This window comes from Trueperaceae bacterium (assembly GCA_023954415.1).
Taxonomy (GTDB): domain Bacteria; phylum Deinococcota; class Deinococci; order Deinococcales; family Trueperaceae; genus JAAYYF01.
In genome coordinates, this window is record JAMLIB010000003.1 from 16651 (window position 1) to 28626 (window position 11976).

Genomic DNA, 11976 nt, shown 5'->3' on the forward strand with positions numbered 1-11976 from the left:
AAGCGTCATCAGAAAATGATCGAGTGAGCGTCTACCTCATCCGCAGGGCAGTGAACACCTTGGTGGTGCTGGTCGGCGTGGCGACCTTGGCGTTCTTCCTGGTGCGCCTCACGGGTGACCCGGTGACCCTGCTGCTGCCCCTCAACGCAACGCCCGAGGCCATCGCCAAGCTGCGTTCGACGCTCGGCCTCGACCAGCCACTATGGGTACAGTACCTGCGTTACTTGGAGTCGATCGTCAAGGGCGACTTCGGGAACTCGATGCGCTTCAGCCTCCCGGCATTCGACCTGTTCAAGGCCCGCTTCCCGGCGACCCTGGAGCTCGTCGGCATCGCGACCGCGGTCGCGGTCCTGCTCGGCATCCCGTTCGGCGTGGTCGCCGCGGCGTCGAGGGGGAGCGTGCTCGACGCGCTCCTGATGGGCCTGGCTGCGCTCGCCCAAGCCGTCCCAGGGTTCTACCTCGGCCTCATGCTCATGCTCCTGTTCTCGGTCGAGCTGGGATGGCTGCCGACGGGCGGGCGGGGGAGCTGGCAGCAGCTCGTCATGCCGGTGGCCGTGCTGAGCAGCTTCCTGATAGCGCTGCTGGCGCGCATGACCCGGTCGGCCTGCTTGGAGGTGGCGGGCCAGGACTTCATACGGACCGGCCGTGCGAAGGGGATCGGCGAAGCACGGCTGCTCCTCAAGCACGTGCTCAAGAACGCGTTGATCCCGATCATCACGCTGATCGGCCTGCAGGTGGGGACCCTCTTCAGCGGGGCCGTGGTCACGGAGACCATCTTCAGCTGGCCCGGGATCGCTCGCCTGGCTCTCGACGGCATCTACAGCCGCGACTACCCCATCGTGCAGGTCGTGGTGGTGATGAGCGCCTCCATCTTCGTGTTCATCAACTTGCTAGTTGACATCATCTACATCGCGGTCGACCCGAGGATCAAGTATGGGTAGCCCGCCTTCGAGCCCCTCGCTAACGAGGCGACGCAGAAGCAAGCTCGCGAAGCTCCTGCGCAATCCCAAAGGGGTGATATCGGCCGGCGTGGTCGTGCTGTTCCTCGTCATGGCGTGCCTGCCGAACTTCATGCTCCCCGGCGACCCCTACAAACAGACGCTCAGGAACAGGTTCCAACCACCCGCTTGGGTGGAGGGCGGGAGCTGGGCGAACCCGATCGGCGCGGACAACCTGGGTCGGGACCTGCTCTCGCGCACGCTTCGTGGCGCTCGGATCTCGCTGTTGACGACGGCGGCCAGCGTGGCTCTCGGCGCCCTCCTCGGTGTGACGCTCGGCCTGCTCGCAGGCTTCTACGGGGGTTGGTTCGACGAGGTCATCTCGCGACTGATGGACATCCAGCTGGCCTTCCCCCTGATGCTCTTGATGATCGCGATCGTAGGCGTGCTTGGCGCCAGCCTGCCGGTCCTGGTGTCCGCGCTCGCGGTATCGGCCTGGCCGAGGTACGCGAGGCTGATACGAGGTTCTGCCCTGGCGCTTCGTGGCAGGGAGTTCGTCGAGGCGTCGTACGCGCTGGGTTCCAGGAGCCTCGCCACGCTCTTCAAACATGTGGGTCCGAACGCCATCTCTCCCATCATCGTCTTCACGACGTTCGAGCTCTCGAGGATCATACTCATCGAGTCCTCGCTCTCGTTCCTGGGCCTTGGTGTGCCGCCGCCGACACCTTCCTGGGGTTCCATCGTCGCCGACGGGCGCACCTACTTGCTCGATGCCTGGTGGATTTCGGCGTTCCCGGGGCTGATGATCGTCGTCCTCGTGTTGGCCTTCAACTCGCTCGGTGACGTCCTGCGGGACCTGCTCGATCCGCAGGTCCGGGGCTGAGGTAGCCGCCGGGCAACAGTCGATCCGCTGGCTGGTGTACCGGTTCGCCTGCTGGTCCGTGAGGTGGTGGTGCCGCGCCAGAGGCCTTACGCACGCCCCTACCGCGCGGTACCGTCCGCCATGTCACCGAGCCCGCTGGGCGACCGACCCGTCACGAACGCCACCCTCATGCAGCCCATCAGGCCGGACCTGTGGCTACTCGATCCGGAAGTGGCCCACCTCAACCACGGCTCGTACGGCGCCGTGCCAAGACCCGTGCTGGAGGCCCAACGCCGCGCTGCCGAGGCCATAGAGCGCAGCCCGGAGCGGTTCTACCGAGCCGAGCTGGCGCCGGCCATCGACGGGGTGCGACGGCGCGTGGCCGAGTTCCTCGCCACCGACCCGGACGGCCTCGTGCTCCTGCAGAACGCTACGGAGGCGGTGCAGGTCGTGCTGAGCAGCTTGCCGCTCGAGCCGCTCGCCGAGATCGTCTACACGGACCACACCTACCCGTGGGTGAAGGCCGCCATCGAGCGCGCGCGCGCCGAGCGTGGCGTGGTGCCCCGCTGCGTCGCGCTGCCGAACCGTAGCTGGCTGGCGGACGTGTTGGGGCCAGGCCTTTCGGACGGCCTGAGCGAGGCCGAGTTCGCCGCCGCGCTCGTCACCACGCTCAAGGGTGCGCTGAACGAGCGCACGGCGCTAGTGGTCCTGGACCAGATCACTTCGGCCTCCGCCCTGAGGTTGCCGGTGGAGGCGGTATGTGCCGAGCTGGGTGACCAGGTTCCCGTCCTCATCGACGGCGCGCACGCCCCCGGCCTGATCGACGCGCCGGTGCCTAAGGGCGCCGCCTTCTGGCTCGGCAACCTGCACAAATGGGCGTTCGCCGCGCGCACCGCTGCCGCGCTCGTCGTGGCGCCGGCCTGGCGCGAGCGCGTGCGGCCGCTCGTGGCCAGCGCCGGAGCGGCGCGCGGTTTCCCGGGCTCGTTCAGCTACTTGGGGACGCAGGACCCAACGGCCTACCTGGCGCTCCCCGCGGCGCTCGCCTTCCCCGCCGACCACCTCGGCATGACGTTCAGGCAGCTCCGGGAGCGCAACACGGCAGTGCTAGAGCTCGGCCTGGCGCGGCTGCACGACGCCCTCGGATGGCGGCTGCCGCCCGGCAACGGCCTGCCCATGCGAGCGGTGCCGCTCGGCCGGGCCGGGGGAGACGCGGAGGCGGGGGAGCTGGGCGGCCGTCTGCGCGAGAAGGGGGTCGAGGTGGCGATGACCTCGCCCGACGGACAGTTGCACTTGCGCCTATCCGTGCAGGCTTACGTCGGGGTGGAGGAGTTCGCTAGGCTGGCCACGGCGTTGGCAGAGGTCGTGTAGCTGGGTCGTCGGTCGTATGACCAAGGTCGGTCGGGCCCCGCTATGCCGCCCCTGCCCCCGCGCCCAGCGGCAGGACGACGGTGAACACGGCCCCGCCTTGAGGGTGGTTGGCGGCCTCGAGGCGGCCGCCGTGGCTCTCGGCGATGGCTTTGGCGATGGCGAGGCCGAGCCCGGAACCCGCTTCGTGGCGGGTACGCGAGGGGTCGCCGCGGTAGAAGCGCTCCAGTACGCGCTCCTCGTCGCCGGGAGGCAGTCCTGGACCGTGGTCGCGCACGGCGATGCGCAAGCGGTCGCCTTCCCGCTCGGCGCTCACGGTGACGGTCCCGGGCGTCGCGTAGCGGAGCGCGTTCTCGAGCAGGTTGCCCAGCACGCGAGCGATGCGGTCCGGGTCGAAGGTGGCGCTCAGGCCCTCCGGTATGGGGTCCAAGTCTAGGGTGGCGCCGGCTTCGGCGGCGCGACCGGCGAGGCTGTCCAGCAGCGTGCGCAGGTAGTCCGCCACCTTTACCGTTCGCGGCGTCAGCTCCAGGTGGCCGCTCTCCGCGGTCGAGAGGGTCCGGAGGTCGTCGACGAGGCGGGAGAGCAGCATGACCTCACGGTGTAGGCGCGCGAGCCCCGCGTCGTCGAGGGGGCGCACGCGATCCTGCATGGCCTCGAGCTCGCTGCGGAGCACGGCGAGCGGGGTGCGAAGGTCGTGGGCTATGTCCGCGACCATGCCGCGCCGCCACTCCTCCTGCCGCTCCAGCCCGCCGACGAGGGCGTTGAACGCTCCGGTGAGGCTGCGGAGCTCGTCTCGGTCGGGAGGGAGGTCGAGCCTCAGCCCGCGCTCGCCGGCGGCGAGGCGCCGCGCGCCCCGTTCGAGCGCTACCAACGGTCGGGTGAGGCGGCGCGTGACGAGCCCCGCCACGGTCGTGGCCAGCAGGAAGGCCAGGAAGCCGGCCAGCATGGCGGTGCGGGTCACCGTGCGGAAAGCGTTGCGGGCCGTACCAGGAGAGCCGCCACCGACGGTGTGGTCGGTGGCGGACCAGTCTTGGAGAGCCGGCTCGCTTGCCGGTGTCTGCGCGAACAGGTCGCGTTGCGCGTTGAGCACGGCCCCGAGGGTGAGCCAGGCGGTGAGCGCCACCGCGGCGAGCGCCACGAACGCGAACGTCACGGTGAGGCGGCGGCGCAAGCCCCAGTGACGTCGGTGCGCTCGCCAGCCTGGGTGGTGCCTCGGCCACCGCTGCCCGGGGTGGCGTCGGCCCCAGCCGGTTCCGGCGTGCCACTCGTCCCACGGGGGGCCGGGTGGGCGATGACGTCTCACCGCCGATCTCGCAGGCGGTAGCCGACGCCCCTGACGGTCTCGACCATCTCGCCGCACGCTCCGAGCTTGCGACGGAGGTTCTTCACGTGCGCGTCGACGGCGCGCTCGTCGGCGAAGCTCTCCCCGGCTCCCATGCTCGCGAGCAGCTCCGTCCTGCGCTTCACGCGGCCCGGCTCGCGCGCGAGCTCGGCCAGCAGGCGGAGCTCGCTGGTCGTGAGGTCGATCCGCTCGCCGTCGCACTCGACCGCGTAGGCACCGAGGTCGACACTCAGCTCGCCTACCGTGAACCGGTCAGGGGCGGCCATGGTGCCGGCCGCTCGACGCAGCACGGCCTTGACGCGCGCCACGACCTCGCGCGGGCTGTACGGCTTGACCACGTAGTCGTCCGCGCCGATGCCGAGGCCGACGAGCTTGTCGACCTCCGCGTCGCGAGCGGTCAGCATGATGATGGGCACGGACGACTCGCCGCGGATGCGCCGGGCGACCTCGAGCCCGTCCACGCCGGGGAGCATCAGGTCGAGGAGGACCAGGTCGGGGCGCGCGGCTCGCCACAGCTCGAGCCCGCGCGCGCCGTCGAACGCGCTCTCGACCCGGTAGCCCTCGCCCTTGAGGTAATCGGTGAGGATGCCCACCAGGTTGCGCTCGTCTTCGATGATGAGCACCGTGCCCGTTGCCATCGTCTCCACTCTAGCCGCACCCGACGGGGCTCCCAAGGGTGTGTCGGGCCGCGCGGCGCGGCGGGTCGAGCATCCCAGCTGCCAACGCCGAGATGCTCGACCCGGTCCCGTGCCGGCTAGGCCTGTGCCAGTGCCCGCTTGATCGCCTCGAGGTCTTCGAGGCCGATCTCGCCCTTCGCGAAGCGCATGCGCGCCACGTTCAGCGCCTTGTCGAACCGGGGCTGGCCCTCGCCGTAGTGCGCGAGGCCGCGCTTCAGGGTCTCGAACTCCTGCGGGGTCACCTCGCCGTTGGCCAGGCGCTCGCGAGCCGTCTGCCAAGCCTGGTCATGCCCGGGTCCGTGCGCGTCGGACGCTCGGAACCGTGCGTCCGACGGTCCCCACCTGAACCCAGAGGCCTCGTCTTCGGCGCGTTCCCAGCGCCTGCCGGGCCACCCACCGCGCCAGCCACCGCGCACCACTGCCTTGATGAGGAACACGATGAAGAGGAAGAACAGCAGGGTGCCGACGAGGTTCAAGAACCCCAGCCCGAACCCCAAGCCGGCTCCGTGGCCGAATCCGAATGCGTACGCCATCGACGATCAACTCCTTCCGCCAGTCGGGCCGCTCGGCCCCTGGTCTGGAGCGAGGTTAGGGCGGGGGCCATGAAGGCCGGGGGTTCGCCGTGTGAACGTCGTGTGAAGGACGAGCCGGTCTGGGAGAAGTGGTATCGGTCGACGCAGTGACGTCAGTGCGGAGCGCTCCCCCACGGTTCTGGGCTAAGGCCGGGCCGGCCGCGACCCCTTGACAAGCCCTGCCACCCTCCGGATACTGAACCAGATGGTTCAGTATCAACCCCAAGCCCCCATCCACGAGACGTTCGCCGCCCTGGCGGACCCGACCCGTATCGCGTTCCTCGAGAGGCTGGGTCGTGCCGACGCGACCATCACCCAACTCGCCGACCGGGCCGGCATCTCGCTCCCGGGAGCGAGGAAGCACGTCAGGGTGCTGGAAGACGTCGGGCTCGTCAGCACCCGCAAGCAGGGCAGGGCGCGCGTCTGCACTCTCGGACCGCGCCGGCTGGAGCGCGAGGCTGCGTGGCTCGAGGGCTACCGGCGAACGCTCGAGGAGCGCTTCGACCATCTCGCCAAGTTGCTGGACCGCCTGAAGGAGGAGTCATGACCGCGCAAGGAACGAACTACAAGCACACGGCCACGACCATCGACGAGCGCACCATCCGCGTGGAGCGCGTCTTCGATGCCCCACGCGACCTCGTGTGGCGCGCCTACTCCGAGCCCGAGCTGGTGGCGCAGTGGTGGGGCCGCGGCAATCAGGTAGACATCGAGAAGTTCGAGTTCAGGAAGGGTGGCCACTGGCGCTTCGTCGAGCATCACGAGGGCGGCTCGGACGGCTTCGAGGGCCGCTTCCGCGAGATCGAGCCGAAGACGCTCATCTCGCAGACGTTCGAGTGGGACGGGATGCCTGGTCACCCCAGCATCGACACCGTGGAGCTCAGCGACGAGAACGGCGGGCGCGCCACGAAGATCTTGGCCACCTCCTACTTCTTCAACCAGGAGGAGCGCGACGGCATGGCCGCGGCCGGAGCCGAGGCGGGGATGGCCCAGAGCTACGCGGCGTTGGATGCGTTGCTCGAGACCCTCAAGTAGGGGCCTCGAGAGGACGGGGCCCCGGCCTCCACCGGTTGGAAGTCGGGGCACCGCTGATAGGGTCGGGTCGGACCCCTGTTGGGCATCGTCGCGGCGGCTCGCGCTACGGCGCCGCGTCCACCTATCGCGGCCCAACGCTCAAGGCAGCCAGGCCATCACGGCATCCACGAGGTTGGCCCTGTCCAACACGTACGCCTGGGTCATGGAGTGGTCGTTGATGTTCACGACGTACGGACCGGTCCCGTCGTTGGGCAAGACCATGGTGTCGCTCAAGCCGTAGCGCCGCACGCCGGCGAACGCGATGAGGGAGCCGTCAGGCGAGAAGGCCGGGCCCGCGTTGCCCGTCGGGCCGGTGGTCAGCTGGACCGCTGGGGCGGTGGTGGTGAGGTCCTTGACCCAGATATCGCCGTTGCGGACGTACGCCAACTGGGTCTCATCGGCGGAGAGCGCTAGGTCGTACGTGCCGGTCAGCCCCCACTCCGCCTGGTTGAAGGCCTCGACCACCTTGATCTGGAGCGTGTCCCCGCTCGCCTGAAACTCCGCGACGGGCACTGCGACCACGCCCGCGTACACGTCCTCAGTGGCCTGGTCTCCGAACTCCATGGTGAAGAGCAGCTCCGACTCCTCGGTCCAGAGCAGGTTGCTGGAGACGGCGTCTGCGAGCCCCGAGAACACGAACTCCTCCGTCTGCGTATCGAGGACCTCGAGGAACGTGCCACCGAAGCCCTCCAGCACGCTGGCCAAGTACCTGCCGCCTGGAGCGACCGCGAGCCCATGGACGCGCAGGAGGTCCTCGGTCAGCGGCCAAGTGAAGCTGTGCTTGGTTTCGAACGTGGCCAGGTCGTAGACGGTCACGAACATGGGGTCAGCCATGTTCAGGTCTGCCACGTACAGCTCGTTCCCGGCCAGGTGCAGGGCGGGAACGTCGTAACCGGTCGCGAGCGTGATCTGTTGCTTCCACTCGCCGTTGGTGCTCAGGTTCATGGTGTGCATGTAGCCGGTGCCTCGCGCGATCAGGCGCCCCGCGAACGGGTTACCGCTCGGAGGAGGCCCGTCGGGTCCGCCGCCGCTGCCGCAAGCACTCAGGAACAGTAGGGCGCTCAGGACGAGCGCGATCGACTTGTAGGGCTTCATGCGAGGCTCCGATCCGCGACCGGCGCTGGGCCGGTCGGCTACCGTGGACGATGATCGGCGGACGAAGGGGGTGCCGACGGTCGCGGTTCTACCGAAGTGGAGCGCCCCAACGCGGGCGTGTTACCCACCGGCAACGGTCGGCATGCTAACAGGCCGACGCCAAAAATCGCACCCATGAGATTGAATGGTAAGGTCGGGGCGTGGCCCTCGTGCTGCGCATCGTAGACCCCCAGGTGGCTGCCTTCATCGGTGATCGTAAGCGGGGCAGGCACCTCGACCCTTTCCTAGCCAACGACTCGAGCGTCGCCGAGGCGGCCACGGCCCTTGGGATCGGCCCGCAACGCATGCACTACTGGGTCAGGCGGATGGAAGGGCTCGGGCTGGTCGAGAAGGTCGGCACCGAGCTCAGGGGACGTAACCACACGGCCGTCTACCGGTCGAGCGCCGACGCGTACAGCCTGCCGCTCGAGCTCCTGCCAACAGGGGACATGGAGACCCTCGAGCTTCACTTCCAGCCGGTCTGGCGCCGGTTCCTGCGGTCGCTCGTGGCGGCGGGGCGGAAGTACGCGGACGGTTGGGTCATCAGTTACCGCCGGACGAGCGGACTGCCGGCTTTCCATATCGAACCCGCCACGGCACCCGTCACCGACGCCCCCATCGCCAACGCGTGGGTTCGCCTGGAGCTGACACACGGCGCCGCCATGGAGTTGAAGCGCGAGCTGGAGAGCCTGGTCGGCCGGTACCGCGCCCAGCCCACGGATCCGAACGCCAAGCCGTTCCTGGCGCACGTCGGGTTGGTGGAGGCCGTGGAGTAGGCCGCCGCACCACTTACCCTAGACGTCGAGGGGAGGCCGCTCGGACCCAAGAGCGAACCGACCCGATGTCAGTCGAGCACCGGTCCCTGGTCCGCGAGCGTCACCTTCACCTCGCCGTCCACGACGAACGCCTCGCCACGCACCCGCACGGGCACGGGCGCGCCATCCAGGAGCCGGAACCCTATGGAGGCACGCGAGAGCTTCACGCGTAGCGCCGAGCCGCGCCAACCCAGCCTGAACTCGAGCGCGCTCCACCCCGCCGGCAGGCGCGGGTCGAAGCGCAGCTCGCCCGCGTCGTCGCGCAGGCCGCCGAAGCCGCACACGAGCGCCAGCCAGGTCCCGCCCATCGCGGCCACGTGGACGCCGTCCGCCGTGTTCGCGTGCAAGTTCGCCAGGTCCGTCCACAGCATCCGCCTGAAGTGGCGGTAGGCGCGCCGCTGGTAGCCGACCTCGGCGGCCATGATGGACTGCACGGCGGCCGATAGGGTCGAGTCGCCCGTCGTCAACGGGTCGTAGTACTCGAAGTCCCGGCGCTTCTGCTCTGCCGAGAAGCGGCTGCCCAGCAGGAACTCGGCGAGCACGAGGTCCGTCTGCTTGAGCACCTGGTGCCGGTAGATGACCAACGGGTGGTAGTGGAGCAGGAGCGGGCGCTTCTCGCGCGGCGTGGCCGCGAGGTCCCAGCGCTGCCGGCTCAAGAACTCGGCGTCCTGGGCGTTGACGCCGAGCCGCTCGTCGAACGGCAGGGCCATCGCGGCGGCGGCGCGGCGCCACTCCGCGACCTCGGCCGGCGTCGTGTCGAGCAGGCCGGGCCTTCGCTCGGCCACGTCCGCAGCACGCTCCAGGTTGAGCCGCGCCATGGCGTTCGTGTAGAAGTTGTCGTTCACTACGGCGCTGTACTCGTCCGGGCCGGTCACGGAGTGGAGGTGGAAGCGTCCGTCGCGTTCGGAGAAGAAGCCGAGCGAGCGCCACATGCGGGCCGTCTCGACGAGGATCTCCGCGCCGGGCCCAAGCAGGAACTCCTCGTCGCCGGTGACGCCGGCGTAACGGAGCACGGCGTAAGCGACGTCCGCGTCGATGTGGTACTGCGCCGTCCCGGCCGGGTAGTAGGCGGAAGCTTCCTCGCCGGCGATGGTGCGCCAGGCGAAGAGGGCGCCGGCCAGGCTCATGACCGCGGCGCGCCGGCGGGCGGCGGGGAGCAGCGCGTGGCGCAGTTCCAGCGTCGAGCGCGCGGCCGCGGGCATGGCGTACGCCAGGAACGGGAGGACGAAGACCTCCGTGTCCCAGAAGTAGTGCCCCGAGTAGCCGCTGCCGCTCACGCCCTTCGCGCTCACGCCCCGCCCGTCCGCGCGCGCCGCGGCCTGGGCGAGCTGGAAGACGTTCCAACGGATGGCCTGCTGAAGTGCCCGCTGCATGGCGGAGACCGGCATCGGCCTGGGGGCCGGTTCGGTCGCGGTAGCCGGTGTAGCTGCCGTGTCATCCGCGGCCCCCGCCCCGTAGCCGTCGTCGCCTCGCTCGCCCTGAGGCCCTGCATGCACCCGGACGTCGGCGCGCTCCCAGAACCCGGCGCACCAGGCACGCTGTTCCTCGATGACGACCGCCACGCCGGGCACCCCGTCCATGAGCTCGCCGGCGGCCGCGAGCAGCTCGTCACCGCCGAGCCCCACGCCGTCCAGGTAGACGGCCTTCTTCACGACGGTCACGCTCTCGCCCGCCGGTAGGTCGAAAGCGAACCGGGTCACGCTCCGGTCGGGGTGAACGGTCGTCTCGCCCGCCGGCGTGTGCTCGACCAACGCCGCTACCCCCAACCGCGACCGGCGCGTCTCGAACGCGAGGCCGACGCGGTCCTCTCCTAGCGTCTGGGCCGTCGGCACGAGCACGCGGCCCGCGAGCTCGTCGCTCCTACGGGGGTCGAGGCCCGCGGCCCGGCGGCGCGCGGCGAACTCCCCCTCGCCGTCCTGCCGGTTCACGAGGAGCGACTCGAGCTCCACGTGCGCGGGCGCGTCAAGCGCCGTGACCCGGTACGTGATGAGCGCCAGGTTGCGGCGCTCGAACGACGCGAGCCTGGTGGAGGCGACCTCCAGGCGCTTGCCGGCGGCGGTCCGCCAGACGAGGCGCCGGAGCAGCGTCCCGGAACGTAGGTCGAGGCTGCGCTCGTACTCCTCCAGGTCGGCGGTAGCGAGATCTAGGCGCTCGCCGTCGGCGCTCAGGCGGATCGTCTTGGCGTCCGGCACGTTGACGATCGTCTGACCGGCCGTCGCGAAGCCGTACGCCGCCTCCGGATACTCGATCTCCCAGGCTTCGAAGAAGCCGTTGATGAAGGTGCCGTGCTCGTGCGCCGGTCCGCCCTCCTCCGAGTTCCCGCGCAGGCCGAGGTAGCCGTTGCCGAGGGCGAACAGCGTCTCGCCGACGCCGTCGACTCCGGTGGGCGGCCGCTTCTCGACGAGGCGCCACTCGTGCGCCGGCCAGCGTTCACGGTCGACGCCCCCACCGGTCACGCGCTCGGCGAGGGGAGCGAGGTCTGCCACCACGATGTCGGCGCCGGCCTCGCGGAGCGCGGGAGCGGAAGCGTCGGTGCCCACGCCGACGATGAGGCCGAAGCCGCCGGCCCTGCCCGCCGCCACGCCGGCGATCGCGTCCTCGATCACGACGGCGTGTGCCGGCTCTACTCCGAGGACGGCGGCGGCGTGCAGGAAAGCGTCGGGCGCCGGCTTCGAGGCGAGCGAGAGCTCCGCCGCCTCGATCCCGCCCACCACGAGCGGGAAGCGTGCGGTGAGCCCGGCCGCCGCGAGCACCGTGCGCGCGTTACGCGATCCGGACACCACCGCCACCGTCACGCCGGCGGCGATCAGGGCATCGACGAGCGCGACCGCCCCGGCGAAAGGCGCCACGCCTTCCTCGTCGAGCACCTGCTGGAACACCGCGTTCTTGCGGTTCCCGAGGCCGCACACGGTCTCGGCCTCGGGCGGGTCGTCCGGCGCCCCCCTCGGCAAGCTCAACCCCCTGGAGGCGAGGAGCGCCGCGACGCCGTCGTAGCGCTGGCGGCCGTCAAGGTGCTCGAAGTAGTCGCTCTCCTGGTAGGGTGCCGCGCCGCGGCTCGCGAGGTAGGGAGCGAACAGCTCGCGCCACGCCGCCCGATGCACCTCGGCCGTCGGCGTGAGCACGCCGTCGAGGTCGAACAGGACCGCGTCGTGAAGACCCAGGTCCGGGATGTCGTTCACGGCTCGCAGGATACCCGCGGC

At 70.1% G+C, this 11976-nt stretch carries 11 protein-coding genes; 6 read left to right on the top strand and 5 right to left on the bottom strand.

Going from position 1 to position 11976, the window contains the following annotated elements; all coding sequences use genetic code 11:
- The first annotated feature begins 23 nt into the window (after positions 1-23).
- The 3 genes from M9914_04230 (at position 24) to M9914_04240 (ending at position 3168) form a co-directional block, all read left to right on the top strand.
- Complete coding sequence (locus M9914_04230) at positions 24-941, top strand: ABC transporter permease (protein ID MCO5173377.1); 918 nt, start codon at positions 24-26, stop codon at positions 939-941.
- An 88-nt stretch (positions 942-1029) separates the two neighbouring features.
- A complete protein-coding gene (locus tag M9914_04235) occupies positions 1030-1821 on the top strand; it encodes an ABC transporter permease (GenBank protein ID MCO5173378.1) in 792 nt (263 codons plus the stop codon).
- A gap of 120 nt (positions 1822-1941) precedes the next feature.
- A complete protein-coding gene (locus M9914_04240) occupies positions 1942-3168 on the top strand; it encodes a hypothetical protein (GenBank protein ID MCO5173379.1) in 1227 nt (408 codons plus the stop codon).
- Between the two features lie 40 nt (positions 3169-3208).
- Here the strand turns inward: M9914_04240 and M9914_04245 are convergent, their stop codons facing one another.
- The 3 genes from M9914_04245 to M9914_04255 form a co-directional block, all read right to left on the bottom strand.
- Positions 3209-4336: an ATP-binding protein gene (locus M9914_04245; protein MCO5173380.1), complete on the bottom strand. Its 1128-nt coding sequence runs from the start codon at positions 4334-4336 to the stop codon at positions 3209-3211.
- A 128-nt stretch (positions 4337-4464) separates the two neighbouring features.
- Positions 4465-5145, bottom strand: coding sequence for a response regulator transcription factor (locus tag M9914_04250; protein ID MCO5173381.1), 681 nt, complete (start codon positions 5143-5145; stop codon positions 4465-4467).
- Between the two features lie 116 nt (positions 5146-5261).
- A complete protein-coding gene (locus M9914_04255; protein ID MCO5173382.1) occupies positions 5262-5717 on the bottom strand; it encodes an SHOCT domain-containing protein in 456 nt (151 codons plus the stop codon).
- 244 nt (positions 5718-5961) lie between these two features.
- Here M9914_04255 and M9914_04260 point away from each other — a divergent pair, with 244 nt between their 5' ends.
- Both M9914_04260 and M9914_04265 read left to right on the top strand, forming a co-directional pair.
- Entirely contained in the window at positions 5962-6303 is a 342-nt protein-coding gene (locus M9914_04260) for a metalloregulator ArsR/SmtB family transcription factor (GenBank protein MCO5173383.1), read from the top strand.
- The gene (locus M9914_04265) at positions 6300-6788 is read left to right on the top strand and encodes an SRPBCC domain-containing protein (GenBank protein ID MCO5173384.1); all 489 of its coding nucleotides are present in this window, start codon (positions 6300-6302) and stop codon (positions 6786-6788) included. The genes M9914_04260 and M9914_04265 overlap by 4 nt, the downstream gene beginning before the upstream one ends.
- A gap of 138 nt (positions 6789-6926) precedes the next feature.
- On the opposite strand, the gene M9914_04270 is transcribed toward M9914_04265, so the two are convergent.
- Positions 6927-7922 (bottom strand): DPP IV N-terminal domain-containing protein, encoded by a 996-nt coding sequence (locus M9914_04270; GenBank protein MCO5173385.1) that lies wholly within the window; start codon positions 7920-7922, stop codon positions 6927-6929.
- Positions 7923-8122: 200 nt separating this feature from the next.
- Between M9914_04270 and M9914_04275 the strand changes: the two genes are divergently transcribed.
- Positions 8123-8737: a hypothetical protein gene (locus tag M9914_04275; GenBank protein ID MCO5173386.1), complete on the top strand. Its 615-nt coding sequence runs from the start codon at positions 8123-8125 to the stop codon at positions 8735-8737.
- Between the two features lie 68 nt (positions 8738-8805).
- On the opposite strand, the gene M9914_04280 is transcribed toward M9914_04275, so the two are convergent.
- Positions 8806-11955 carry an HAD-IA family hydrolase gene (locus tag M9914_04280; GenBank protein MCO5173387.1) on the bottom strand — a complete coding sequence of 1050 codons (3150 nt, stop codon included), beginning with the start codon at positions 11953-11955 and terminating at the stop codon, positions 8806-8808.
- Positions 11956-11976: the final 21 nt, after the last annotated feature.